This is a genomic window from Staphylococcus sp. NWU MKU2 (assembly GCF_033283605.1).
Lineage (GTDB): Bacteria > Bacillota > Bacilli > Staphylococcales > Staphylococcaceae > Staphylococcus > Staphylococcus haemolyticus.
Genome location: NZ_JAVSMH010000015.1, coordinates 1 through 22,766 on the forward strand (window position 1 = coordinate 1; position 22,766 = coordinate 22,766).

General features: G+C 29.8%; 25 protein-coding genes and 1 pseudogene. 17 read left to right on the forward strand and 9 right to left on the reverse strand.

Annotated features, from left to right (window positions below; all coding sequences use genetic code 11):
* Nucleotides 1-30 precede the first annotated feature (30 nt).
* Together lacG and SBL15_RS12635 are read left to right on the forward strand one after the other, a co-directional pair.
* Nucleotides 31-1,443 carry a 6-phospho-beta-galactosidase gene (gene lacG, locus SBL15_RS12630; protein ID WP_107637923.1) on the forward strand — a complete coding sequence of 471 codons (1,413 nt, stop codon included), beginning with the start codon at nt 31-33 and terminating at the stop codon, nt 1,441-1,443.
* 778 nt (nt 1,444-2,221) lie between these two features.
* Complete coding sequence (locus SBL15_RS12635) at nt 2,222-2,503, forward strand: hypothetical protein (protein ID WP_107506049.1); 282 nt, start codon at nt 2,222-2,224, stop codon at nt 2,501-2,503.
* A gap of 254 nt (nt 2,504-2,757) precedes the next feature.
* Here SBL15_RS12635 and SBL15_RS12640 read toward each other — a convergent pair whose 3' ends face one another.
* A complete protein-coding gene (locus SBL15_RS12640) occupies nt 2,758-3,366 on the reverse strand; it encodes a recombinase family protein (RefSeq protein WP_107506048.1) in 609 nt (202 codons plus the stop codon).
* A gap of 227 nt (nt 3,367-3,593) precedes the next feature.
* On the opposite strand from SBL15_RS12640, the gene SBL15_RS12645 reads away from it, so the two are divergent.
* The 3 genes from SBL15_RS12645 to SBL15_RS12655 all read left to right on the forward strand — a co-directional run bounded on the left by SBL15_RS12645 (nt 3,594) and on the right by SBL15_RS12655 (nt 6,283).
* The gene (locus SBL15_RS12645; protein WP_107637924.1) at nt 3,594-5,750 is read left to right on the forward strand and encodes a peptidase domain-containing ABC transporter; all 2,157 of its coding nucleotides are present in this window, start codon (nt 3,594-3,596) and stop codon (nt 5,748-5,750) included.
* Nucleotides 5,751-5,925: 175 nt separating this feature from the next.
* Entirely contained in the window at nt 5,926-6,090 is a 165-nt protein-coding gene (locus SBL15_RS12650) for a bacteriocin (protein WP_107637925.1), read from the forward strand.
* A 64-nt stretch (nt 6,091-6,154) separates the two neighbouring features.
* Nucleotides 6,155-6,283, forward strand: coding sequence for a hypothetical protein (locus tag SBL15_RS12655; RefSeq protein ID WP_257643470.1), 129 nt, complete (start codon nt 6,155-6,157; stop codon nt 6,281-6,283).
* Between the two features lie 108 nt (nt 6,284-6,391).
* Here the strand turns inward: SBL15_RS12655 and SBL15_RS12660 are convergent, their stop codons facing one another.
* The 7 genes from SBL15_RS12660 to SBL15_RS12690 all read right to left on the reverse strand — a co-directional run bounded on the left by SBL15_RS12660 (nt 6,392) and on the right by SBL15_RS12690 (nt 11,560).
* The gene (locus SBL15_RS12660; RefSeq protein ID WP_317956183.1) at nt 6,392-6,640 is read right to left on the reverse strand and encodes a hypothetical protein; all 249 of its coding nucleotides are present in this window, start codon (nt 6,638-6,640) and stop codon (nt 6,392-6,394) included.
* A gap of 111 nt (nt 6,641-6,751) precedes the next feature.
* A complete protein-coding gene (locus SBL15_RS12665; RefSeq protein ID WP_002497230.1) occupies nt 6,752-6,853 on the reverse strand; it encodes a type I toxin-antitoxin system Fst family toxin in 102 nt (33 codons plus the stop codon).
* 158 nt (nt 6,854-7,011) lie between these two features.
* Entirely contained in the window at nt 7,012-7,359 is a 348-nt protein-coding gene (locus tag SBL15_RS12670; protein WP_002452612.1) for an ArsR/SmtB family transcription factor, read from the reverse strand.
* A gap of 18 nt (nt 7,360-7,377) precedes the next feature.
* The gene (locus tag SBL15_RS12675; RefSeq protein WP_002500367.1) at nt 7,378-7,995 is read right to left on the reverse strand and encodes a CadD family cadmium resistance transporter; all 618 of its coding nucleotides are present in this window, start codon (nt 7,993-7,995) and stop codon (nt 7,378-7,380) included.
* Nucleotides 7,996-8,500: 505 nt separating this feature from the next.
* On the reverse strand, nt 8,501-8,806 hold the full coding sequence (locus SBL15_RS12680) for a hypothetical protein (protein ID WP_107638025.1): 306 nt from the start codon (nt 8,804-8,806) through the stop codon (nt 8,501-8,503).
* A 41-nt stretch (nt 8,807-8,847) separates the two neighbouring features.
* Nucleotides 8,848-8,973, reverse strand: a complete 126-nt coding sequence (locus SBL15_RS12685; protein ID WP_232043702.1) for a Rep protein — start codon at nt 8,971-8,973, stop codon at nt 8,848-8,850.
* Between the two features lie 1,630 nt (nt 8,974-10,603).
* Nucleotides 10,604-11,560, reverse strand: a complete 957-nt coding sequence (locus SBL15_RS12690; RefSeq protein ID WP_107508528.1) for a replication initiator protein A — start codon at nt 11,558-11,560, stop codon at nt 10,604-10,606.
* Between the two features lie 392 nt (nt 11,561-11,952).
* Here SBL15_RS12690 and SBL15_RS12695 point away from each other — a divergent pair, with 392 nt between their 5' ends.
* A complete protein-coding gene (locus SBL15_RS12695) occupies nt 11,953-12,678 on the forward strand; it encodes a DUF536 domain-containing protein (RefSeq protein ID WP_107508527.1) in 726 nt (241 codons plus the stop codon).
* Between the two features lie 369 nt (nt 12,679-13,047).
* Here the strand turns inward: SBL15_RS12695 and SBL15_RS12700 are convergent.
* Nucleotides 13,048-13,319, reverse strand: a pseudogene (locus tag SBL15_RS12700) (poly(glycerol-phosphate) alpha-glucosyltransferase); the annotation flags it as partial.
* A gap of 84 nt (nt 13,320-13,403) precedes the next feature.
* Here SBL15_RS12700 and SBL15_RS12705 point away from each other — a divergent pair.
* The 11 genes from SBL15_RS12705 (at nt 13,404) to SBL15_RS12755 (ending at nt 22,737) form a co-directional block, all read left to right on the forward strand.
* The gene (locus SBL15_RS12705) at nt 13,404-14,078 is read left to right on the forward strand and encodes an IS6 family transposase (protein WP_107508526.1); all 675 of its coding nucleotides are present in this window, start codon (nt 13,404-13,406) and stop codon (nt 14,076-14,078) included.
* A gap of 126 nt (nt 14,079-14,204) precedes the next feature.
* Nucleotides 14,205-14,663 (forward strand): MarR family winged helix-turn-helix transcriptional regulator, encoded by a 459-nt coding sequence (locus tag SBL15_RS12710; RefSeq protein WP_107508525.1) that lies wholly within the window; start codon nt 14,205-14,207, stop codon nt 14,661-14,663.
* Nucleotides 14,650-15,993: a dihydrolipoyl dehydrogenase family protein gene (locus SBL15_RS12715; protein WP_107508524.1), complete on the forward strand. Its 1,344-nt coding sequence runs from the start codon at nt 14,650-14,652 to the stop codon at nt 15,991-15,993. Before SBL15_RS12710 ends, SBL15_RS12715 begins: the two co-directional genes overlap by 14 nt.
* Nucleotides 15,994-16,007: 14 nt before the next feature.
* Nucleotides 16,008-16,487, forward strand: a complete 480-nt coding sequence (locus SBL15_RS12720) for a glutathione peroxidase (protein ID WP_107508523.1) — start codon at nt 16,008-16,010, stop codon at nt 16,485-16,487.
* A 304-nt stretch (nt 16,488-16,791) separates the two neighbouring features.
* Complete coding sequence (locus SBL15_RS12725; protein ID WP_107506057.1) at nt 16,792-17,544, forward strand: DeoR/GlpR family DNA-binding transcription regulator; 753 nt, start codon at nt 16,792-16,794, stop codon at nt 17,542-17,544.
* A gap of 216 nt (nt 17,545-17,760) precedes the next feature.
* Nucleotides 17,761-18,189, forward strand: a complete 429-nt coding sequence (gene lacA / locus SBL15_RS12730) for a galactose-6-phosphate isomerase subunit LacA (RefSeq protein WP_107506056.1) — start codon at nt 17,761-17,763, stop codon at nt 18,187-18,189.
* Between the two features lie 15 nt (nt 18,190-18,204).
* On the forward strand, nt 18,205-18,720 hold the full coding sequence (lacB, locus tag SBL15_RS12735) for a galactose-6-phosphate isomerase subunit LacB (protein ID WP_107506055.1): 516 nt from the start codon (nt 18,205-18,207) through the stop codon (nt 18,718-18,720).
* A gap of 12 nt (nt 18,721-18,732) precedes the next feature.
* The gene (locus SBL15_RS12740) at nt 18,733-19,665 is read left to right on the forward strand and encodes a tagatose-6-phosphate kinase (RefSeq protein ID WP_107506054.1); all 933 of its coding nucleotides are present in this window, start codon (nt 18,733-18,735) and stop codon (nt 19,663-19,665) included.
* 3 nt (nt 19,666-19,668) lie between these two features.
* On the forward strand, nt 19,669-20,646 hold the full coding sequence (gene lacD, locus SBL15_RS12745) for a tagatose-bisphosphate aldolase (RefSeq protein ID WP_107506053.1): 978 nt from the start codon (nt 19,669-19,671) through the stop codon (nt 20,644-20,646).
* Nucleotides 20,647-20,665: 19 nt separating this feature from the next.
* Nucleotides 20,666-20,980, forward strand: a complete 315-nt coding sequence (locus tag SBL15_RS12750; protein WP_107506052.1) for a PTS lactose/cellobiose transporter subunit IIA — start codon at nt 20,666-20,668, stop codon at nt 20,978-20,980.
* A 5-nt stretch (nt 20,981-20,985) separates the two neighbouring features.
* Nucleotides 20,986-22,737 (forward strand): lactose-specific PTS transporter subunit EIIC, encoded by a 1,752-nt coding sequence (locus tag SBL15_RS12755; RefSeq protein ID WP_107637922.1) that lies wholly within the window; start codon nt 20,986-20,988, stop codon nt 22,735-22,737.
* The last annotated feature ends 29 nt before the right edge of the window (nt 22,738-22,766 follow it).

A 22,766-nucleotide genomic window follows, 5' to 3' on the forward strand; every position in this document is an offset into this window, starting at 1 on the left:
CAATTTGAAAAATAATTAGGAGATGAAAGTATAATGAAAAAATTACCAGAAGATTTTATATTCGGTGGTGCGACAGCGGCTTATCAAGCAGAAGGCGCGACTAAAACAGATGGAAAAGGTCGTGTAGCATGGGACACTTATCTTGAAGAAAATTATTGGTATACAGCTGAACCAGCAAGTGATTTTTACAATAAATATCCTATTGATTTAGAATTAAGTGAAAAATTTGGTGTGAATGGTATTCGTATTTCGATTGCATGGTCACGCATATTCCCTAAAGGATATGGTGAAGTTAATCCTAAAGGTGTAGAATACTATCATAATTTATTTAAAGAATGTCATAAAAGACATGTAGAGCCATTTGTAACATTGCACCACTTTGATACTCCAGAAACATTGCATAGTGATGGCGACTTTTTAAATCGTAAAACAATCGATTACTTTGTAGAGTATGCAAAATTCTGCTTTGAAGAATTTACTGAAGTCAACTATTGGACTACTTTTAATGAAATTGGTCCTATTGGTGATGGCCAGTATTTAGTCGGTAAATTTCCACCAGGTATTAAATATGATTTTGCAAAAGTATTCCAATCTCATCATAATATGATGGTCGCACATGCGAAAGCAGTTAAACTATTTAAAGACAATGGATATAATGGGGAAATTGGAGTAGTTCATGCATTACCAACTAAGTATCCATATGATCCTTCAAATCCGGAAGATGTAAGAGCAGCAGAACTTGAAGATATTATTCATAACAAATTTATCTTAGATGCAACGTATTTAGGAAAATATTCTCGTGAAACTATGGAAGGTGTACAACATATTCTTTCTGTCAATGGCGGTAAATTAGATATTACTGATGAAGATTATGCTACATTAGATGCTGCAAAAGATTTAAATGACTTCCTAGGTATTAATTACTATATGAGTGATTGGATGAGAGGATATGAGGGAGAATCAGAAATTACACACAATGCTACTGGAGATAAAGGTGGCTCTAAATATCAACTTAAAGGTGTAGGACAACGTGAATTTGACATAGATGTTCCTCGTACTGATTGGGATTGGATGATTTATCCACAAGGTCTTTATGATCAAATTATGCGTGTTATAAAAGATTATCCTAACTATCACAAAATTTATGTTACTGAAAATGGGCTTGGATATAAAGATGAATTCGATGAAGAACGTAAGACAGTTGATGATGATGCACGTATCGACTATGTTAAAAAACATCTTGAAGTCATTGCTGATGCGATACGTGATGGTGCCAATGTAAAAGGCTATTTCTTATGGTCACTTATGGATGTGTTCTCATGGTCTAATGGTTATGAAAAACGTTATGGTCTATTCTACGTTGATTTTGACACACAAGAACGTTATCCAAAAAAAAGTGCATATTGGTATAAAGCATTAGCTGAATCTAAAGAAATTAAGTAATTTTATAATATAGATAGGTGAGTCTGTGATATATTTCCTAGAAAAACAGCCAGTAAATGAATTTATAATAAACTTGTTTACTGGCTGTTTTTCTAGGAAATATATCACAGACTTTTTTTATTCTTAGTTTACCATCTAATATAACTTACGGTTGTATTATAATATTCTTCAAAACCATGAATACCATCTGCACCACCAAGCCTAGATTCTCTCCAACCTGCATGATAACCATTAATTCTTTTAATAAGACTTATGTTTAGAATTGTGAAAGTTATACAAATTGTTGTATATGTTATTATTTAATTATATAAAAAAATAATAGAGTACATTAATTATTTTGAGATAGCGAATTGAAAATAAGTTAGAAGAAAATGTTTGTTTACTTCTGGGAAACACCTATTACATAACTAATTATTTGCCTAAAGGAGTACAAAATGGAAAATTTAATAATTTCACTTTTCAAAGAATAGTGGATAGCTTTAATAGTAATTTTCATACTTTATTTATTAAAAGAGTATTTAAATATTCTTTTTAACTACTCTTTCAAAAAGAAACAATTAATTAACGAAACAAACTTTAAATATCAAGGTAAGATTCTTAATTAAGCAATACCAATCTATATGAAACATTATGAAAAATTAAATAGTGGTACAGATACATATATATTCATATTTGATAATTACGAAAAATTAGATGAACAATATAATGAGGTTATAAATGACGATAGATATATAGACATTTTTACATCAAGTCCAATTATCAAAAATATCAATATAGAGTGAAAGTTAATTTTGATTATTATTTAAGCCAATTAGAAAATGAATTACTATTGGCAAGTAATATTATTAAAGAACAAGGATTATATATTGATGACAATATACTCGAGTCATTTAAAACTATAGATACTAAAATCAAAATAATTTTAGAGAATTTAGTTGAAGTTCAAAAAATTTTAGAAGAAAGCTACAATAAATATAATGATGAAACATATTTCAATATCCTTAAGGAAGAACTTAAACAAATGGATAATGGTGTATTTCCTGAAAAAGTAAATGAATAGTTAATTGAATTCAAAAGAGTATTTAACAGTAAATTTGAAGTAAAAATATAAAACGTCCGTTTTTGAGATACTATTTAAATCTGGAATGTTTAGTACACATACTTTTTTGTATGTATTAATTTTTACTTATTAAGAAAAAAGAGAGAATAATTGTTCTCTCTTTTTTTGTTTCATTATTAAAATCTTATAATAGAGGGTTAATATACGTTTTAGAATGCTGTGAGAAACTCTCAGTTACATTGAAAAACCGTTTATTAACCCAAACCATTATCATGTTTAATTCTATAAACTGTTTGTCTTGTAATATTAACTTCTTTGGCAATTTTACTAATTGCTTGGCCTTCTTCTAACATTTCTATGACTCTATGGTAGATAACACGTTTCTGTGGATCTTTAGCATTATGTGAGTATAGTAAAGGACGTCCTTTATATATACCTTTTTCTTTCGCAACTTTAATACCTTGTGCTTGTCTACGTTTACTTTCATTTCGTTCTTGTTCTGAAACCATTGCTAATATTTGAATGATTAGGTCTTTCATAAATTTATCTAATAATGGACTGCCGATTACTTCATTCATCATAGGTAAGCTAGTAATCATCAATTGAACTTCTTTATCTTTTAAATAATTAACGGTATGAATTACTTCCTCATAATTACGACCTAAACGATCAATTGATTCTACGACAAACCGATCTCCCATCCTCACAAAGTTAAGTGCTTCTTGAAGTACCGGTCTATTTTCTACTGACTTTCCCGATTGTTTCTCTGTAAATATTTTTTCAGCACCAAACGTTTTTAAATTTTCAAGTTGTCTTTCTAAATTTTGATCAATAGATGAGACTCTCGCATAGCCAACAATCATTAATTTCCACCTCGTAATTAATATACACCCTAATCATACGTTTTAGTTACTATAAATTCAATAACTAAATATGTATGATTAGGGTGTACCACAAGTAGACATATAGTCAAACATTTTTACTTTTTAGTGCTTTTAACATTATCAAAAAGATTATTTAACTTATGTTTAATACTAATTATTTATACTTATTAAAATAGAGTTAAATTTTATTGAAAGGACTCATTATGATGGCTATAAAATTTATAAGACAATACGATGAAAAGGATTGTGGTCCTACTTGCCTTGCCATGATTTCACAGTTTTATGGTAAGCGTGTATCTATCCCACGTTTGCGCGAATATGCTAAGACAGATAAATTAGGTACAAATTTATATGGTCTCGTACAAGCAGGTAAAAAGATTGGTATTGAGTTAACTGGCGTAAAAGCTGATTCCTTTGATGATTTAAAACAAGCACAATTACCAGTTATGGTACATATTATTAATCAACAAGGTTATGATCACTATATCATTATTGAAAAAATAAAAAATAACACACTTTATATTGTCGATCCTGCTAAAGGTAAATATAAGTTATCAAGTACTGAATTTGGAAAATATTGGACTAATATTGCTGTATTAATTGATAAAACAGATGATTTTACTACTGACAATGAATCGCCCTCATATCTTAATATTTTTATTGATATATTTAAAAATAATTATGGGAAGTTGTTATTTATTGCTTTTATCTCACTATTTATTAATGTTGTTGGTATTGTCGGAGCTCTATATTTTAAATTATTAACCGATCATATTATTCCATCCAATGTTCTTAAAAATTTACATATTATTAGCTTCGGTATTTTACTTTTATACATAATCAATGCACTCATTAATTATTTAAGGTTTCAACTTATTTTACATTTAAGTTTGAAAATCGATGTTAATTTAATGAAAGATTATTTTTATCATGTTTTACATCTTCCGATGAACTTTTTTGATACACGTAAATCTGGCGAAATCCTACAACGTTTCATGGATACATCTAAAATTCGTGAAGCTTTATCATCTTCAACGGTAACGTTGTTAGTTGATACTTTCATGATTATTATCGGTGCTATATTACTTTATATGCAAAGTCCTTTGTTACTACTGATAACAATTATTTTTATACCTTGTTTTATTATTTGTAGTTACACTTTACGTAAACCTTTTGAAAAATATAATCAAAAGGTGGCTGAAAAAGATGCTGAATTGAGTTCATATTTAATAGAATCCTTTGATGGTAGTAATACTATTAAAAGTTATCAATCTGAAGACGATCGTTTCTACATTGGTACTACTAAATTTAATGGTATTATTGAAAACTTATTAAAACTGGGTAGATTTTCTAATATACAATTAACGGTTAACAACTTTTTAAAATTAACTATCAGTCTTGTTATATTGTGGCTTGGTAGTTACTTAGTCATGACGGATAGTATGACGTTAGGTAGTTTATTAGCTTTTAATGCCTTAACTATTTATTACCTTGATCCTATTGAACGTCTCATAAATATTCAACCAACACTGCAATCTTCATTTGTTGCAGCACGTCGTATTGCTGAAATAACTGATTTAGAGACCGAAACTGAATTATATACTTCTAAACAACCTTATACTTTTAAAAACAACATTCGCATTGAAAATGTAAACTTTCAGTATGGCTTTCGAAGTGTGGTATTGAAGGATATTAATTTAAATATTAAAAAAGGGCAAAAGGTTGCTATTGTTGGTGAAAGTGGTAGTGGTAAATCAACCATAGGTAAGTTGCTCAATCGCTATTACACTTCTTCAGAAGGTAATATTATGATTGATGACTATAGTATTGATGATATTGATCTTTCCGACTTACGTAAGAATATAGGCTATGTTTCACAAAACACATTCCTTTTTGCTGATACAATTAAAAATAATCTTCTACATGGTAGCAATAAGCATAAAAGTGATGAAGATATCGTTAGGGCTTGTCAACTAGCAGAATCCCTAGATTTTATACAGAAATTCCCAGATCAGTTTAATACTATGTTAGAAAAAGAAGGATCTAATCTATCGGGTGGACAATCCCAACGCTTATCTTTGGCACGTACTTTCTTAAAAGACCCTGATATATACATTTTTGATGAAGCTACAAGTGCTTTAGATAGTTTAACTGAAAACAAAATTATGGAGCATATCGATTTACTAACTCAACGTGGTAAAACCGTAATTATTATTTCACATAAGTTAAGCACTATAAAAAATGCAGATAAAATTTATGTCTTAAATGATGGAGAGATTGTTGAATCTGGCATTCATGATACATTAATTCAATTAGATGGTGTATATAACACTTTATGGAAACTACAAATGAATATAGACTAGATCCATTTTACAATTTAATATTATTTGTATATATACGCTATTTATTTAATATGATTAATTGATTAAATAATTAAATTTAAAAAAATCCTCATATAACTATCTGTTTACAATAATTTTACAATCACGTGTTAAGTTATACACTGTAAGATTTAATAATTCAAAGGAGGAAATTTCGATGAAAACATTAAATATTACTGAACTTAAAAAGATTAACGGTGGAGAAGTAAATGATGCGAGACGTAACGGTGAAAAAACAGGTAACTTTTTAAGAGAAACTAAAAACTTTATTAAAGATATTGGCGAAACTATCTCTTCTTTCTCACCATTCAAACAAGGTTAATAAATATAATTAAATTTACAATGTACTACGATAGTTATAAATAGACTTGAAGGAGGACTACATTATGAGAGAATTAGATGTAAAGGAATTAGAAACAATCAATGGCGGTTGGTGGTCTAAAGAAGACATCGGAGGATTTTGGAACGGTGTAAAATGTGGTTGGACTGACGGTGAAAACTGTAGCTACAAATAAATAAAATTAATTTAATAAATCTTGTGTATTTATAAAGAATCACTAGCAATAATGTTAGTGGTTCTTTATTTTTTTAAGTCTTTTAACCTATTATATTAACCACGATGACTATCCAAATCCACAAATTACCATTAAGCCTATACAAACAACAGCTTTTTTAAATATTCTCTCTTTAACTAATTGATAAATTTCATTACACTTTTCTCCTCTTTTTTCTAACGTATTCTTTTCATTGAGTAATTGCTTTATAGTTAGTTTCAGCAGTATTAACAAGCTCTTGTTGACTATACCATTTGCTTTCAACTTCTTTTCCAAACTGCTAACTTTTAGATTAGTAATCAATAAACTATTTTGCATTCTTCTACTAACCAGTGTTATAATTTACTTAACAAAGTTATCAAGTATAATACACCAATCCCCTCACTACTTCCGATAGTGAGGGGATTTTTTAGGTGCGGCTATAGTCGCCTATTTTTTCTTATCGTTGCGATTGCGTAGCCAATGCGCAAATAATGCGACGATACAACCACTCGCTGCTGTGGTCATGATGTGAACAAAGTTATCAAGCATAATTACACCTCCTCTCTGCGTCTTAATTGACGCCTGAGAGATAGGCGACCTGTATATTATATCATCTCTTAATATGCGATAATAGTTAACTTCCGATAAGTCGTTTTATGTTATATCTTTGCTTATTTTTATAGTATCAAGACAAGAAGAAACTCGTTTCAAAAACCCTTCTGATTTTTAGAGAAAAACTCTCTTATTTCATCGTCCTTAATAAAATAATATGCCATCTTTCCATCTTTATAAAAATCAAGCACCTCATTTTTATATAAAAGTCTTAAATGATGTGAAGTTGAAGCAATACTCATTTTCAATATCAAAGAAATATCACAAACACACAACTCATCTTCTTTAATCAAAGATAATATAATTTTCAATTTTTTCTCATCACAAATCTTTTCTAAAATGTTAAGTAATTTCTTAGATTTATCATCTTCTAAAAAACTTAAAGCATTGTTAACTTTATCCTCATGTACACAGATCACATCACAAGCATTTTCATAACTCATATGAAATCACACCCTAAATTAAAATATAAATCCTAAAATTGTTTGAATAGTGTCATTTTCTATAATGATAAATAAACCTAAAGCTATATAAATAACAGCCATAATCCAACGACCAAATTTCTCAACAATTTCTCCAACTCCTGGAATATTAGCTAATTTTTGTGCAGTAAATACCAAGAAGAAAATTAAAATTAAAAAGACAAACAAAGTAATTAATAAATTAGTAACACTTAATGTCACAAAATAGGGAACAAATAAACCGATATTATCAGCACCACAACTTGCTATCGTAACAATTGCAATCGTACCAACTAATTTAGACAATCCTTTTTCATTCAATTCTTTTTTAGCTCTCTCTTCTCCGTCACTATCCCCATAAATAGCCACTTTAATTCCTAAATAAATCGGTATTAACCCTAACAATCCTAATATCCATTTTTCAGGAACATAATTTAAGACAAAGGCAAAGAATAAACTTATGACAATCAATGCTACAGATCCTACATATTGACCAATATAAATATCTCGATATTCTTTCCTAGTCTTTGCTCTAGCAAAGAACATTAATAAAATCACTAATAAGTCTAATGCTGTCGCAATATAAAGAATAGCAGCAGTTACAATAGTCTGAAACATAATTACACCTCATTCAAAAATATTTTTGAATGTATTATAACTTATTTTTTTAAATAATCATAGGTGCTTTATTCCAATTGCTTTATTGACGTTGAGCCTCGGAACCCTTAACAAAACCAAAACTTGTAGACACAATGGTTATTGATTTACAGGTCCAAAATTCATCGTTATAATCTAGTTAAATCCCGTAAGGGCGCACTTATACGTCGGATAAATCGACGTGTGCAAAATCGTAATCGACCTTCGTCGATTTTTTTATTTCAAAATTAAAAAAACGGCTTGAGATATTCCGAACAGTTATAAAAATTAATTTGTCTTGAATATTGCTACTACATTCTTGAAAAAGTGATGTAGATTTATAGCCCATAACTTTTTTGAATTCCATCGACGATACGGCGTCGAAAGAAAAAAGCTATCTCAATTTTGGGGTAGCTTTTATTTTTTATGCCCTTATTTTGAATTTTAAGGGGGGCATTTTAAAGAATTAGGGATAAATCATATAGTTTTATATCAAAAACTTATATACGCTCTTAAAACACAAATATGAGCCAAATAAATATATTTTAATTTCACAAACAAAAATTTGAGCAAAACCAGTGACGTTTTTTAGACATTGCCCAGTTATATGCAAATTAAAAATTGACATAAAATGGCTCAAAAATTCATCAACTTTTTTAGTTCCTGCAGGGGCAGTTTCTTTCAAAAAAACACCAAATTTTGAATTGGCTTCAAATTCTTTGTAAGAGCATAAGGGAAATTTGCTATCATTTTTTATTTTTGTACCCTGTTTGTACCCAAGTATTTTTAACAAAAAAACGCTACCTTTTTGCTAACGTTTAAGAAAATTTGTTTTTATTTTTCTTCTTCAATTTCATCAATCACTTGATGATTAATTTCTTGTTTTTCACTTTCTGTTAAATCAAAAAGGTCACTCGTTAAATACTCTTTTTTATTCCAAATGTAAAAATATATTGTCAAATCACCTTCTTTTAGAAAATGCAATTTGGCATGTTTTCCGTTCTATTTTATTTCTTTAGACAGTCTAAAATAAATAATACTTTGCTTTTCAATTAACATTTTATAGTTAATTAAAATAATTTTGATACTCGCTAAAATAATTTTAGGAAGATTAAAATTAAAAATTTTGAGTATAATCATATCAATGAATCTTATTAAACACTTTATATTTTTTTAATTCTCTAGTTAATAAAAAAATAAAATGATCTTTATTTCGATTCACTTTTCAATAAAATTGAGCATAGAAAAGTATAGAAATTGTTTTATTTTTTCCTTTTTTCTATGGACTTAAAAACAAATAATATGATCAATATTGAATTCGATATTGAGCAAAAAGTATTTAGTCAATTTCAAAAAGTAAAACAAATGAATGAATTACTTAGATTACTTTTGAGTGGTTTTATTTTTGATATTAATACTAAAAGTAATAGGATTAATAGGATTAATAGGATTAGGATAAAAAAATCAATCCTATTTATAGGATTGACGACGACTGAAGCCTATGAAATCAATAAAAATAATAGTATTCAGACAATTTAAAGTGGTCTTGTAACAATTGTAAATAGTATGCAATATTAAGGTTTATAATGTCGATTAATTTATATTTAATATTAAATATAAATGTTGCTATATCAACACTTGTAGTGAATTTCAAAGAGCAAGTAAGCAAAGCGAACGGTAAGACAATCCTTCAGCTATGCTGAATATCACTTAATGTGGTACTGGATTTCCTTATGCTCATGTCAAATACTATTTGAAAATCCTATTATGTTTGTAATATTTCCAAAAACAAAACGTGCTTTAAGACAAAAGTGGCTATTCTCTTGTTCACTTTTTACTTTAAGTGCTTATTTTTATTTTCAAGATAACCATTGTTAGTAAAATGATTGAAGATAAAAAAAGAGAAAACTAAGTAAAAATATTTACTTAGTTTGGTATAGAAAAAATTCAAATTTAAAATTATATTCGACCCATGTCTTGAACATTAACGACTTACTTTTTGTTTATGAAGTATATCAATTGAATCTGAATTTTGATTTTTTGGAATAATAAATTCACCCTTTTCTTTCTAATCTTTAACAAAATAAATAGCAAAAACGATTTTATTAAGTCACTTTTATAACTACGAAAGATTGCTAAAGAATATTAAAACGGTTAGTATTTTTATAATTTTTAAAGTTAAAACAACGTTAAATGATCATTTTATTTTTTATCTTATGCGACATGTTTGAGCCATTTTCAAACGAATAATAACCGTTTATAGAAAAAATAGGACTAAAACAGAAACGTTTTAGTCTCACCTACTCGCTTAACTACAGTTCATTTTCAGATTTACTCAATTGCCATTGAAGATAAAGTTCGACTGCAGTTAAAAGAATATTAATCATTGCCAAAGTAACTTTAATCTTTTTCTTAGTACTCATAAGTCTTCCTCCTTTCTTTAATAGCAGCATGCTATGTTTCGATATTGTGTTGATGTTATTTTGTTATCCCCTCCTTTACCTTTCGTTTGATCTAGGTGGTTGCCTTAGCAACCACTTGTAAATAAAAAAAGAGAACATCTATTTAAAGATGCTCTCTAATTGAATCATTATTGATTAAATAAAGAAGTAATGGATAAATTATCACGTCGCTTATTAAGTGTATGCATTTCTGCAAATTCCGATTTGAGAGATTTCATAAGATACCCTTGCATGGCTTCAACGGTTTCTTTCTTTTGGATAAGCATGGCTTTAAACCGTTTAAGAACATGAAGTATTTCTATCTCCATATCTTCTAATAAATAATATGTATCAATAGAATTATTAAACGACGTCTTGGCTTTTAATAATACAGATTTGATAATTTTAATTTCACTTACAGAAAAGTTACTTAAATAACGTCGAATACCTTGAGGTAGTTCTTCGAGTAATTGAAACTTTAAAGCTTCATCATTAAATTTTGAATTATAGTGATTTGAATGATTTGTTTGATTATTAGGATATGTTGATTTCTTATCATTCAAATCATACGTATCACTATAATTAGTATTATTATAATCAGTATCATTATAATCAGTATCATTAGGGTCTAAAATTTGGGATTCTGGAGTCCCAAATTTTGAGTTTCTGGAGTCCCGAAATTTGGGATTCTGGAGTCCCAAATTTTGGGACTCCATGTCATCATGGGTTACAGATGAAGTTTGAATGTCTTTTTCTACACTAATATTTGTTTCTATATCATGTAAATATAATTTATTAGGTTTATTAAAACCTGTACGGATTTGTTCAAGTAACCCTACTTCCTGAAGTTCTTTCTTTATTTTGGTAATTGTATTTTTACTTTTATCTAATATATTCTGAAGGCTTTCATTTGTAAAAATGAAATATATATCTCCATTATCATCGATCCAATTATTTTTAATTGATAAACTAACTCTGTCATTGAGAATTGCATAAGTGACTTTGGCACTATCACTTAATTTTTTATATTTTTCATTAACAAATAATGCTTTATGTAGCATATAAAAATTTTGACTAGCTTGATTTTTAATATTTTTACGAGACAAAATAAAAACCTCTTTCCAATTAAATTTGAATATTTGAATAGAGGTAATAAAACATTACAAATCCACATAACTTTTTGACTTGCAAACTGTCGATATTGTTGTATATAATACATATATCAAATTAAATAGCTAACGTATTGTAACGTTTTATTACCGAGTCCCGACTATTACCAGTAGTCGGGACTTAAACGTATTATCAATATTATATCACTAAAGAAGAACACATAAAAGATATTATAGCTTTATTAAAAACCCTTTACAAACTCTTGATAATAATGACGTCAAGAGTTTGTAAAGGGTTTTTAATATTAGATTTTGATACTTATATATCAGTATTTGTGATAAATTTTTTTTATAAAGGGTTGATAAAGGATTTATAAAGGGTTGATGATATGAAGAGCGTAAAAGAAATAAGTAAAGAATTAGGAGTTAGTAAACAAACTATATTTAACAACATAAAAAGATTGGACATAGAAACGATAAAAAAGGATAATACTTCATTTATCAAAAATGATACTGATGTTGAAAAGATAATTCAAAGAGTAACTCGCAATAAAAAAAAATATGGATTTGAAGATACTCTCACAAACTCAGGAAAAGTTGAAAAGGATAATTCACAAAAAGAATCTAAACATAATGTTCAAATAATTGAACTGCTTGAAAAGCAAATAGACACTTTAAATAAACAACTTGAAAAACAAGAAAAGCGTCATGAAGTGACAGTAGAATTTTATAGGAAAGAATTGCAAGAAAGGTCAAAATTACTTGAAAACCAACAAGTATTAGCATTAGAAAGTAATAAAAAGATTCAAAAACTAGAAAGCCAATTAGAAGAAGAAAGACAGCTTAATAATTCTTTTGATACAGTCACGAGTAACAGACAGAATATTAATCCACAAGAAGCAACTTTTACTGGAGAATCTCAAAATATCAACCAGCAACAAAAGAAAAGCCAACCAACAGAAAATGAAATAAATCATAAGAATGTATCTGAAGAGAAAAAGAATGACAGTACAAAAGAGGATAAGTTCGTTGAAGAAACGAAGAGTAATTCTGATGATAATAGAGAGGTAGAACCACCTAAAAAAGGATTTTGGAGTCGATTCTTCGGTAATTAAAAAGGAATGTAAAAGGTGTATCAAGGGTTTATAAACCCTTGATACACCTTTTATAGTGATAGAACTTTGATAATCATTGGTTATGTTAATAGTTAATTTAATAATATTAATCGGAATTGTTCCATTAATATTAGAATATATCTATTTTTCTATTTTCTTTTATTATTTTCATAGAATTAGTGTAATGTTCTTTCTTCACCCTATGTAGAATTAATTGAGTCAATAATTTTATAGGACTTTCTGGATATAAAGCGTCTCCTAAATAATTATCAATTTCTCCTTCAGTATACATTAATGTATTTGTTTTTAATATTTCACCATCTAATTGGTATAATAAAAGCTCTCTTAATCTATTGAATTCATACCATGTGTATTAATTAACGTTTTTTTCAATTTGTTAAATTGAACCTTTTCAGTGGATGTAACAATATCTAATTTAATCCACTCGGGAAATTGACCTGTTTTCTTTTTAAATTTAATTGCTGATTTCGAAATATCTTGCTTAAGGTAATTCGTTTTTTAGAACAGTTTAATTTGAGCTTTGATGTTAGATTTACCCAAACTTAAAAAACATAATTATTAATTTCAGTTTTATTATTTACTTTGGTTAATAATTTTTCTAATTTGTATTCAAAATCCATAGTTTTCTCTCTATTTATAAATATTTATGGTTCTGTTGCAAAGTTGAATTTATAATATAATTTTAACAAAAAGGAGTCTTCTGTATGAACTATTTCAGATATAAACAATTCGATAAAGATGTCATAACTGTAGCCGTTGGCTACTACTTAAGATATGCATTGAGTTATCGTGATATATCTGAAATATTAAGGGAACGTGGTGTAAACGTTCATCATTCAACGGTCTACCGTTGGGTTCAAGAATATGCCCCGATTTTATATCAAATTTGGAAGAAAAAGCATAAAAAAGCTTATTACAAATGGCGTATTGATGAGACGTATATCAAAATAAAAGGAAAATGGAACTATTTATATCGCACCATTGATGCAGAGGGACATACATTAGATATTTGGTTGCGTAAGCAACGAGATAATCATTCAGCATATGTATTTGTCAAACGTCTCATTAAACAATTTGGTAAACCTCAAAAGGTAATTACAGATCAGGTACCTTCAACGAAGGTCGCAATGGCTAAAGTCATTAAAGCTTTTAAACTTAAACCTGACTGTCATTGTACATCGAAATATCTGAATAATTTCATTGAGCAAGATCACCGTCATATTAAAGTAAGAAAGACAAGATATCAAAGTATCAATACGGCAAAGAATACTTTAAAAGGTATTGAATGTATTTACGCTCTATATAAAAAGAACCGCAGGTCTCTTCAGATCTACGGGTTTTCGCCATGCCACGAAATTAGGCATATGTTAGCCAGTTAAGGGAACAACGACTTGATAAAATGGTAATTAGCTATATTTTTCTAACTTTGCAACAGAACCGAAGTCTTTTTATTTGATTAATCGTGTGCGATCGATTATTCTTTGATAAGAATAGGAGGGATTAAATTGATTGATGAGGAAATAAAATTGAAACATCAATTATGTTTTTCTACTTATAAAGTAAACAGATTATTTAATAAATTTTATGAAAAGCAACTAAGACAATTCAACTTAACTTTTTCTCAGTACCTTGTACTATTAACATTATGGGAGGAAAACCCTCAAACGCTATTAGCTATTGGCAAAAAATTGAATCTAGCAAGTAATACGCTAACGCCATTATTAAAAAGACTTGAAAAAGATGGATGGGTTCAAAGAAATAGAGATGAAAATGATAAACGAAACCTTATCATAAAGTTAACGGAAAAAGGGATAGTTGAGCAAGAAGCAGTACATAAAGCTATATCTAAATGCATTTCTTCTCAATTTGATATAGATGAATATACAAAAGCGAAAGCAATGATGGATAACCTTGAAGTCACATTAAAAAAATTAACAAAGGATGATTCAAATGAAACAATATGATGTCATTTTTTTAGGTAGTGGTCACGCAGCATGGCATAGTGCGTTAACTTTAAATAAAGCAGGTAAATCAGTTGCTATTGTCGAAAAAGACCGTATTGCAGGGACTTGTACAAACTATGGTTGTAATGCCAAAATTTTATTAGAAAATCCGTATGAAGTCCTAGAACAAGCGTCACATTACCCTAATATTATTAATACTGAGGGACTATCAGTTAATTGGGGAAATCTTATGTCCTATAAACATAAAATTATTGATCCAATGGCTAATATGTTGAAAAATTTATTTGAACAACAAGGCATAGATGTTATCGAAGGTGCTGGAAGATTCGTAGATGAACATCATCTATTAGTTAATGGTGAACAATATTATGGTGACACTATAGTAATTGCTACAGGGCAACACAGCAATAAGTTAGATATTGAAGGATCTGAACTTACGCATGATAGTAGAGATTTTTTATCTTTAGATCAAATGCCTAACAGTATTACGTTTATAGGTTTAGGTATTATTAGTATTGAATTTGCTAGTATTACGATTAAAGCAGGTGTTGAAACACATATGATACATGTGGATGATAAACCACTTAAAGGATTCTATTCAAAACATGTTTCTAAATTATTAAATAAACTAGAATCTGAGGGTGTGCAATTTCATATGAATGAAAACACAACTGCTATTAAAGAGAGTGGCAACCGTTATACTGTAGCAACAGAATCAGGCTTAGAAATTACTACGGATTATGTGTTAGATGCTACGGGACGTAAACCTAATGTAAATGGAATTGGTCTTGAAGAAGCAGGGGTTCATTTTACTAATCGAGGCATCCAAGTAGATGAATATTTACGTACAAATATTTCTAATATTTATGCTAGTGGTGACGTATTAGATAAAACTATTCCTAAATTAACACCTACTGCAACATTTGAATCTAACTATATTGCTGGGCACATTCTAGGTATGAATGAAAATCCTATTAATTATCCCGCAATTCCTTCAGTTTTATATACATTACCAAGGTTGTCTAACATTGGCGTTTCTGTAGATGAAGCAAACGATAGTGAGAACTATAAAGTGATAGATGTTCCTTTTGGTAAACAAATGGTGTTTGAATACAAAAATGAAATTGAAGCTGAAATGACAATTGTGTTAAATCATAATAAACAATTAGTGGGAGCTGCTATATATGCTGATGATGCGCCAGATTTAGTTAATCTCTTAACTTTCATCGTGAATCAAAAATTAACAGCTGAAGATTTAAACCAAATGATATTTGCGTTTCCTGGTTCATCTAGTGGTGTTATAGATCAATTGAAATTAGCGATGTTGTAAAAAGGAGAATTACAATGACTGAAAATATATATGATATTCAAGTTACTAATAAAGATGGTAGTCATTATTATTTAAATAAATATAAAGGGGAAGTTATGATAGTAGTTAATACAGCGACAAAGTGTGGCTTAAGTGGTCAATTTGAAGAATTAGAAACACTTTATCAAAAGTATAAAGATCAAGGATTAGTGATTCTTGGCTTTCCTTGTAACCAATTTGCTAAACAAGAACCTGGGACTGATGAACAGATAGCTGAGGTATGTAAAGTAAATTTTGGTGTAACCTTCCCGATACATGCTAAAGTAGATGTTAATGGCAAAAATGAAAGTCCATTATTTACATTATTAAAAAACCAAGCACCTCATATATACGGAAGAAAAATAAAATGGAACTTTACAAAGTTTATTATTGATAAAGAAGGTCATGTAGTAAAAAGACTTGCACCTAAAGACAGTCCTAAAAAAGCAGAATCTCTAATTCAAAACTTATTATAATTAATAGTTATGCTCTAAAATACGAAATAGCATAGTATTTAATGGTTAATCATGTTACTAATAAACATATCTAGTTAGTTATCATTAATCATCACTAATCAAGAAGAAAGAGACTCTTTTAAAAAGAGTCTCTTTTAATTACTTCTGATAATCATCGATTATGTAAAATTTAAGATTGACCATAAATAATAGTGTTAAAACAAGTAATAGTATAGAATGAAATTGTGCTTAAAATCTTTATAAAATATATGTGTTCATACTATATGGACATATTTAATAGAATAAGTGGGATGTGAGAATTTGAATGCATAAATACGATCGTTTAGAAGAAATTACTAAACTCGTAAATCAAAAAGGAATGGTTAGGACAAATGAAATTGTTGAGGAACTTAATGTATCTGATATGACAGTACGTCGTGATTTAGCTGAATTAGAAGAAAAAGGATTACTAACTAAAATACATGGCGGTGCACGTAGTAATTCTGCTTTTCAAATTAAAGAAAAGTCTCATCAAGAAAAGCACACAGAGAATATTGAAGAAAAACGTGCGGTCGCAAGGAAAGCTGTTAACTTAATTGAAGAAAACGATACGATTTTTTTAGGACCTGGAACAACAATCGAGTTACTGGCTCAATTAATAGAGCAAAAGTCATTAACAGTGATTACGAATTGTTTTCCAGTATTTCAAATATTATTTGAAAAGCGTTCGCTAAGTTTTAAAGTTTACTTATTAGGTGGAGAAATGAGAGAACTTACTGAATCATTTGTAGGTGAAATGACGAATACGCTTCTTCAAACAAAACGATTTATTAAAATGTTTTTTAGTTGTAATGGAATAAAAGATGCAGATGTGCTCACTTCTACAATTGACGAAGCATATACACAACAACTTGCACTTCATCGTTCACTTGAAAAATATTTATTAATTGATACTTCAAAAATTGGAAAAGAAGATTTTACCCAATTATGTCATTTAGAAGATTTAACAGCAGTAGTTGTAGATAAAAAAGATGAGGGAGATGTACAAAAATTAAAAGCTTACACAGAAGTGATATAATACCAAGATTGTTTATATAAACAATCTTGGTATTTTTTATATAATTGAACGCGATTAAATACAAAAACATTTCGTTAAAAAACGAATTTTCAAACAATATTCGAACATTTATTGTTGAATGCTTGTTTGTTTATGTTTATAATTTAGGTGTAAAGATTTGAAAGCGCTTTTCCAAACACATGTGTTTAATTATCTTATTTTCAAAGGAGAATCATTATGACAATTTTTATTGGTTCAGATGTCGCTGGTCAACGTCTTAAAGATGTTGTAAAAACATTTTTAAAAGAAAATAACCATGATGTAGTAGATGTAACAGAAGGAAAAGAATTAGACTTTATTGATTCAACATTAGCAGTTGTACATGAAGTACAAAAGAACGATGATAATTTAGGCATTGCAGTGGATGCTTATGGTGCAGGTAGTTTTATTGTTGCTACAAAAGTAAAAGGAATGATTGCTGCTGAAGTATCAGATGAACGTTCAGCATATATGACACGTAGTCACAATAATGCACGTATGATTACAATGGGTGCTGAAATTGTAGGCGATACATTAGCTAAAAATATTGCTAAAGAATTTGTAAATGGACACTATGAGGGTGGGCGTCACCAAATCCGTGTAGATATGTTAAATAAAATGTGCTAATTGGAGGAATAAATAATGAAAATTGCTATAGGTTGCGATCACATTGTAACTGATACAAAAATGGAAGTTTCACAACATTTAAAAGCTCAAGGACACGAAGTTATTGATGTAGGTACGTATGATTTTACACGTACACATTATCCTATCTTCGGTAAAAAAGTAGGAGAAAAAGTTGCTAGTGGAGAAGCAGATTTAGGCGTATGTGTCTGTGGTACTGGCGTTGGTATTAGTAATGCAGCAAACAAAGTCCCAGGTGTAAGAACAGCATTAGTACGTGATATGACATCGGCAATTTATTCAAAAGAAGAATTAAATGCTAATGTTGTTAGTTTCGGCGGTAAAGTAGCAGGCGAATTATTTATTTTCGATATCGTGGATGCCTTTATCAAAGCAGAATACAAACCTACTGAAGAAAATAAAAAATTAATTGCTAAAATTAATCATTTAGAAACACATAAAGATAATCAAGCTGATCCTCACTTCTTTGATGAATTCTTAGAAAAATGGGACAAAGGTGAATATCACGATTAAGGAAGATGTGAAATGATTCTAACATTAACTTTAAATCCTTCAGTTGATATATCTTATCCATTAGAACAGTTTTATCTAGATACTGTGAATAGAGTTAAAAAGACGAGTAAAACTGCTGGAGGAAAAGGATTAAATGTAACACGTGTATTATCAGAATTTGGCGAAAATGTGTTAGCAAGTGGTTTTTTAGGTGGCGCATTGGGTCAATTTATTGAAGAACAATTAACGGATGCTCAAATTGAACAGTCTTTCTTCAAAATAAAAGGAGAAACACGAAATTGTATCGCTATTCTACATGAAGGACAACAAACTGAAATACTCGAACAAGGACCAACTATTGATAAGGAAGAAGCAGAAAGCTATAAAGCACATCTTTTAGAACTATTTAAAAGAGCTAATGTTATAGCGATGTCTGGAAGTTTACCTAAAGGTCTTAATACAAATTACTACGCGGATATTGTGAAATTAGCAAATGAACAAGGTCTACCTACGATTTTAGATAGTTCTGGTCAATCATTAATGGATGTATTGTTGAGTGAAAATAAGCCTTCAGTGATAAAACCTAATATTGATGAATTATCTCAATTATTACACACTACTGTCACTACAGATATCGATAGTTTAAAAGAAGCAGTCACTCAATCCATCTTCAAAGGTATTGAATGGATTATTGTTTCTTTAGGTGGCGAGGGCGCTTTCGCTAAACATCATCAAACATTTTATAAAGTAAACATTCCAAAAATAGAAGTCGTTAATCCTGTAGGGTCTGGTGATTCTACAGTGGCAGGTATTGCATCAGGTCTTGTTCATCAACAATCCGATGAAGACTTACTGAAAAAAGCTAATGCATTTGGAATGTTAAATGCAATGGAGCATCAAACAGGTCATATCAATGTAGATAAATTTAAAGAACTATTCAAACAAATTGAAGTTATAGAGGTGTAATTCATGACAAAATCCAAACAAAAATTAGCATCAATCGAACAATTAAGTAATCAAGATGGGATTATTTCAGCTTTAGCATTTGATCAACGCGGGGCATTAAAAAGAATGATGGCTGAACATCAAACAGAACCTCCTACAGTTGAACAAATCGAACAATTAAAAGTACTTGTATCAGAAGAGTTAACACAATATGCATCTTCTATTCTTTTAGATCCTGAATATGGCTTACCAGCTTCTGATGCACGTAATAAAGAGTGTGGTTTATTACTTGCATATGAAAAAACTGGATATGACGTGAATGCAAAAGGTCGTTTACCCGATTGCTTAGTAGAATGGTCTGCTAAACGTTTAAAAGAACAGGGTGCCAATGCAGTTAAATTCTTACTTTATTATGATGTAGATGATTCAGAAGAGATTAACATTCAAAAGAAAGCTTATATTGAACGAATTGGTTCAGAATGTGTTGCTGAAGACATTCCATTTTTCTTAGAAGTGTTAACTTATGATGATAACATTCCTGATAATAAAAGTGCTGAATTTGCAAAAGTAAAACCTCGTAAAGTAAATGAAGCAATGAAGTTATTCTCCGAAGATCGATTCAATGTTGATGTGCTTAAAGTTGAAGTGCCCGTAAACATGAATTTTGTCGAAGGATTTACAGAGGGTGAAGTTGTATACACAAAAGAAGAAGCAGCACAACATTTCCGTGATCAAGATGCAGCAACACATTTACCTTATATTTATTTAAGTGCTGGTGTATCAGCTGAATTATTCCAAGAAACATTAACATTCGCACACGATGCGGGTGCACATTTCAATGGTGTGTTATGTGGACGTGCGACATGGTCTGGTGCAGTTAAAGTTTATATTGAACAAGGAGAACAAGCTGCAAGAAAATGGTTACGTACAACTGGATATAAAAACATTGATGATTTAAATAACGTACTAAAAACAACTGCAACATCTTGGAAAGCAAAATGACTTAGGGGAGGTTATTCATATGAATAGAGAAGAAGGACAATTACTTGGTTTTGAAATTGTCGCATATGCAGGAGATGCGCGTTCAAAATTATTAGAGGCATTAAACGCTGCTAAAGAAGGCGATTTTGATAAAGCTGAACAACTTACGGAGAAAGCAAATGAAGATATCGCAAATGCACATAAAGCTCAAACAAACTTATTAGCTCAAGAAGCACAAGGTGATGACATTGCATTTAGTATTACAATGATTCACGGTCAAGACCATTTAATGACAACGTTATTATTAAAAGATTTAATGAAGCATTTAATTGAATTATACAAAAAAGGGAGCTGACCCCTATGAATAAGTTAATAGCATGGATAGAAAAAGGAAAGCCGTTCTTTGAAAAAATATCTCGTAATATTTATTTAAGAGCGATTCGTGATGGATTTATTGCAGCAATTCCAATTATCTTGTTCTCAAGTATATTTATTTTAATCACATATGTACCTAACGTGTTTGGCTTTACTTGGAGTAAAACGATGGAAGGTATATTGATGAAACCATATAACTATACCATGGGAGTTGTTGGTTTGATTGTAGCTGGAACAACAGCTAAGTCTTTAACCGATTCCTACAACAGGAAATTAGATAAAACCAATCAAATTAACTTTATTTCTACAATGATGGCTGCGATGAGTGGATTTTTATTCTTAGCAGCAGATCCTATTAAAGAGGGTGGATTTTCAAGTGCATTTATGGGCACAAAAGGATTATTAACAGCCTTTATTTCAGCCTTTATTACCGTAATTGTTTATAATTTCTTTATTAAAAGAAATATTACAATCAAAATGCCTAAAGAAGTACCACCAAATATTTCTCAGGTATTTAAAGATATCTTCCCGTTGTCAGCGGTTATTATCATTATTTATGCATTAGATTTATTATCACGAGCATTTATTCATACAAATGTAGCGAATGCTGTATTAAAAATCTTTGAACCATTATTTACTGCGGCAGATGGCTGGATTGGCGTCACACTTATTTTCGGTGCTTTCGCATTCTTCTGGTTTGTAGGTATCCATGGTCCATCTATTGTTGAACCAGCAATTGCTGCAATTACTTATGCAAATCTTGAAACAAACTTAAATTTGATTCAAGCAGGAGAACATGCAGATAAAATTATTACACCTGGTACGCAAATGTTCGTTGCAACTATGGGGGGTACCGGTGCTACATTAGTCGTGCCATTTATGTTTATGTGGTTAACTAAATCAAAAAGAAACAAAGCAATTGGTAGAGCATCAGTTGTACCAACACTCTTTGGAGTAAATGAACCAATTTTATTTGGTGCACCACTCGTATTAAACCCAGTATTTTTCATACCATTTATTTTTGCACCAATAGTAAACATATGGATCTTTAAATTCTTTGTTGATGTACTTAAAATGAATAGTTTTAGCATCTTCTTACCATGGACGACACCAGGACCTCTTGGTATTGTGATGGGTACAGGACTTGCATTTTGGTCATTTGTGTTGGCAATTGTATTAATCGTAGTTGACGTTATCATTTACTACCCATTTGTAAAAGTTTATGATGAACAAATTTTAGAAGAAGAATTAGGAAACAAAGAAGCTAATAATGAATTACAAGACAAAGTGGCAGCAAACTTTGATACTAAAAAAGCAGATACAATTTTAGCAACTGCTGGTGCAAATGAAGCGACAACAACTGAACCAGCATCTTCCGATGAGGAAGTATCGGCTAAAGAGTCACCGAATTCAATTAACGAACAAACTAACGTTTTAGTCTTATGTGCTGGTGGTGGTACAAGTGGATTACTTGCAAATGCGTTAAACAAAGCAGCTGAAGAATATCAGGCACCTGTAAAAGCGGCAGCTGGTGGTTATGGTGCACATATGGATATTATGAAAGACTATCAATTAATTATTTTAGCGCCTCAAGTTGCTTCTAACTATGAAGATATAAAACAAGATACAGATCGATTAGGTATTAAATTAGCAAAAACTCAAGGTGCTGAATACATTAACTTAACTCGTGATGGCAAAGCAGCATTAGACTTCGTTCAACAACAATTTGAAAAATAATTAGGAGATGAAAGTATAATGAAAAAATT

Excerpts from the sequence above, each read along its gene's own strand:
- SBL15_RS12640 (WP_107506048.1), bottom strand. The coding sequence starts at position 3,366 with ATGATTGTTGGCTATGCGAGAGTCTCATCTATTGATCAAAATTTAGAA.
- SBL15_RS12645 (WP_107637924.1), top strand. The coding sequence starts at position 3,594 with ATGGCTATAAAATTTATAAGACAATACGATGAAAAGGATTGTGGTCCT.
- SBL15_RS12650 (WP_107637925.1), top strand. The coding sequence starts at position 5,926 with ATGAAAACATTAAATATTACTGAACTTAAAAAGATTAACGGTGGAGAA.
- SBL15_RS12655 (WP_257643470.1), top strand. The coding sequence starts at position 6,155 with ATGAGAGAATTAGATGTAAAGGAATTAGAAACAATCAATGGCGGTTGG.
- SBL15_RS12660 (WP_317956183.1), bottom strand. The coding sequence starts at position 6,640 with ATGCAAAATAGTTTATTGATTACTAATCTAAAAGTTAGCAGTTTGGAA.
- SBL15_RS12665 (WP_002497230.1), bottom strand. The coding sequence starts at position 6,853 with ATGCTTGATAACTTTGTTCACATCATGACCACAGCAGCGAGTGGTTGT.
- SBL15_RS12670 (WP_002452612.1), bottom strand. The coding sequence starts at position 7,359 with ATGAGTTATGAAAATGCTTGTGATGTGATCTGTGTACATGAGGATAAA.
- SBL15_RS12675 (WP_002500367.1), bottom strand. The coding sequence starts at position 7,995 with ATGTTTCAGACTATTGTAACTGCTGCTATTCTTTATATTGCGACAGCA.
- SBL15_RS12695 (WP_107508527.1), top strand. The coding sequence starts at position 11,953 with ATGAAGAGCGTAAAAGAAATAAGTAAAGAATTAGGAGTTAGTAAACAA.
- SBL15_RS12705 (WP_107508526.1), top strand. The coding sequence starts at position 13,404 with ATGAACTATTTCAGATATAAACAATTCGATAAAGATGTCATAACTGTA.
- SBL15_RS12715 (WP_107508524.1), top strand. The coding sequence starts at position 14,650 with ATGAAACAATATGATGTCATTTTTTTAGGTAGTGGTCACGCAGCATGG.
- SBL15_RS12720 (WP_107508523.1), top strand. The coding sequence starts at position 16,008 with ATGACTGAAAATATATATGATATTCAAGTTACTAATAAAGATGGTAGT.
- SBL15_RS12725 (WP_107506057.1), top strand. The coding sequence starts at position 16,792 with ATGCATAAATACGATCGTTTAGAAGAAATTACTAAACTCGTAAATCAA.
- lacA (WP_107506056.1), top strand. The coding sequence starts at position 17,761 with ATGACAATTTTTATTGGTTCAGATGTCGCTGGTCAACGTCTTAAAGAT.
- lacB (WP_107506055.1), top strand. The coding sequence starts at position 18,205 with ATGAAAATTGCTATAGGTTGCGATCACATTGTAACTGATACAAAAATG.
- SBL15_RS12740 (WP_107506054.1), top strand. The coding sequence starts at position 18,733 with ATGATTCTAACATTAACTTTAAATCCTTCAGTTGATATATCTTATCCA.
- lacD (WP_107506053.1), top strand. The coding sequence starts at position 19,669 with ATGACAAAATCCAAACAAAAATTAGCATCAATCGAACAATTAAGTAAT.
- SBL15_RS12750 (WP_107506052.1), top strand. The coding sequence starts at position 20,666 with ATGAATAGAGAAGAAGGACAATTACTTGGTTTTGAAATTGTCGCATAT.
- SBL15_RS12755 (WP_107637922.1), top strand. The coding sequence starts at position 20,986 with ATGAATAAGTTAATAGCATGGATAGAAAAAGGAAAGCCGTTCTTTGAA.